The 2,770-nt window shown below is 62.9% G+C and carries 1 protein-coding gene and 1 pseudogene; both read right to left on the bottom strand.

Annotated elements, in window-relative coordinates; translation table 11 throughout:
* A pseudogene (locus tag LQV45_RS24320) lies at positions 1-672 on the bottom strand (DNA-directed RNA polymerase subunit beta'); the annotation flags it as partial.
* Between the two features lie 105 nt (positions 673-777).
* On the bottom strand, positions 778-2,770 hold a 1,993-nt coding region (locus LQV45_RS24315), incomplete at its 5' end, for a DNA-directed RNA polymerase subunit beta (protein ID WP_230009184.1).

Raw genomic sequence — 2,770 nt, 5'->3', positions numbered from 1 at the left:
GTCCCAGACCTGCTCGAGGCGCTCGATTTCGGCGTCGGCACGCTTGCGGACGTTCGCCATCTGGCGGTCAGCGGAGTCGCGGGCCTTCTTCTTGTCGGCAGCCTTCGCGCCTTCGCCTTCGAGACGGGCAAGCTCGTTCTCAAGGTCGCGGGCGATCGTGGCGATGTCCGAGTCGCGGTTGTCGATCAGCTGCTTCTTCTCGATGTCGTGCTCAACCTGGAGGTTGGGCAGTTCTTCGTGGCGGCTGTCGGCGTCGACGCTCGTGATCATGTAGGCGGCGAAGTAGATGACCTTTTCGAGGTCCTTCGGTGCCAGGTCAAGGAGGTAGCCCAGGCGGGAGGGAACACCCTTGAAGTACCAGATGTGCGTGACCGGGGCGGCGAGTTCGATGTGGCCCATGCGCTCACGGCGGACCTTCGCACGGGTGACCTCAACGCCACACCGCTCGCAGATGATGCCCTTGAAGCGCACGCGCTTGTACTTACCGCAGTAGCATTCCCAGTCGCGGGACGGGCCGAAGATCTTCTCGCAGAAGAGGCCGTCCTTCTCGGGCTTGAGCGTGCGGTAGTTGATGGTTTCCGGCTTCTTAACCTCGCCGTACGACCAGCCACGGATGTCTTCCGCGGTGGCGAGGCCGATCTGCATGAGGCCGAAGGAGGATTCGCTGGACATATGGTCCCTGTTCTCTCTTGTTCTCTAAATTCTGAAGTCTTGGGTTACGGGAAGAGGGAGGTGGCTTACGACGGCGAGTGCGAACCCGCCGTCGTAAACCCCCTGCTAAACCTCTTCTACGGAACTGGGCTCTGCACGAGACAGATCGATGCCCAGTTCTTCCGCAGCCGTGAAGACTGCGTCATCAGAGTCACGCATTTCAATTGTGGTTCCGTCCGTGGAAAGCACTTCCACGTTCAGGCACAGCGACTGCATTTCCTTGATCAAGACCTTGAAGGACTCAGGAACGCCCGGCTCGGGGATGTTCTCGCCCTTGACGATGGCTTCGTAGACCTTCACACGACCGTGGATATCATCCGACTTGATCGTCAGCAGTTCCTGGAGCGTGTACGCGGCGCCGTAAGCTTCGAGCGCCCACACTTCCATTTCACCGAAGCGCTGGCCACCGAACTGTGCCTTACCACCCAGCGGCTGCTGCGTGATCATGGAGTACGGGCCGGTGGAGCGGGCGTGGATCTTGTCGTCCACCAGGTGGTGGAGCTTCAGGATGTACATGTAGCCGACCGAGATCGGATCCGGGAACGGCTCGCCGGAGCGGCCGTCGAACAGACGGGTCTTGCCGGAAGAGTTGATCAGGCGGTCGCCGTCGCGGGTGACGTTGGTGGAATCGAGCAGGCCCGTGATTTCCTCTTCACGCGCACCGTCGAAGACCGGCGTCGCCACAGTGGTCTGGCCACTCTCGCGTGGCAGGTTCGGCAGCTGCTTGACCCACTCGGGCTCGCCCTCGATCTTCCAGCCGGTCTTGGCAACCCAGCCGAGGTGCGTTTCCAGCACCTGGCCGACGTTCATGCGGCCCGGAACACCCAGCGGGTTCAGGACGATATCAACGGGGGTGCCGTCGGCAAGGAAGGGCATGTCCTCGATCGGAAGGATCTTGGAGATAACACCCTTGTTGCCGTGGCGGCCGGCGAGCTTGTCGCCGTCGGTGATCTTGCGCTTGGCAGCGACGTAGACGCGCACCAGCTGGTTGACGCCCGGGGGCAGCTCGTCGTCGTTGTCGCGGTCGAAGACGCGGACACCGATCACGGTGCCGGACTCGCCGTGCGGCACCTTCAGGGAGGTGTCGCGCACTTCGCGGGACTTCTCACCGAAGATGGCGCGCAGCAGGCGCTCTTCCGGGGTCAGCTCGGTCTCGCCCTTGGGGGTGACCTTACCGACCAGGATGTCGCCGGCCTCAACCTCGGCACCGATGTGGATGATGCCGCGCTCGTCCAGGCCTGCCAGGACTTCCTCAGACACGTTCGGGATGTCACGGGTGATTTCCTCGGCACCAAGCTTGGTGTCGCGGGCATCGATCTCGTGCTCCTCGATGTGGATCGAGGACAGGACGTCCTCGGCCACGATGCGCTGGGAGAGGATGATGGCATCCTCGAAGTTGTGGCCTTCCCATGACATGAATGCCACGAGCAGGTTCTTACCGAGGGCGAGCTCGCCCTGGTCCGTTGCCGGGCCGTCAGCGATGATGCCGCCGACCTCCAGGCGCTGGCCTTCGCTTACCAGGACACGGTGGTTGTAGCAGTTGCCCTGGTTGGAACGGGCGAACTTGTTGATGCGGTAGTTGGTTTCCGTACCGTCGTCGTTGAGCATGATGACCAGCTCAGCGGAGACCTCGGTAACCACACCGGCCTTCTTGGCGATGACAACGTCACCGGCGTCGACGGCTGCGGCGCGCTCCATGCCGGTACCGACGAACGGTGCCTCGGAACGGACCAGCGGCACGGCCTGGCGCTGCATGTTGGCACCCATGAGTGCACGGTTGGCATCGTCATGCTCGAGGAACGGGATCAGGGCGGTAGCCACGGACACCATCTGGCGCGGGGAAACGTCCATGAACTCGACGTCGGCGGCGGGAACCAGCACAGGCTCGCCTCCACCACCGCGGGCACGGACCAGGACGGTCTCTTCCGCGAAACGCTTGTTCTCGTCGAGCGGTGCGTTGGCCTGTGCGATCAGGACCTCGGCTTCGTCGTCGGCCGTGAGGTACTTGACCTCATCGGAGACGACACCCTCGGCGACAAGGCGGTACGGGGTTTCGATG

The organism is Microbacterium sp. Bi128, assembly GCF_918698205.1.
The sequence above is the reverse complement of the archived record's forward strand: the minus strand, read 5'-3'. Positions and strand labels throughout refer to the sequence as shown.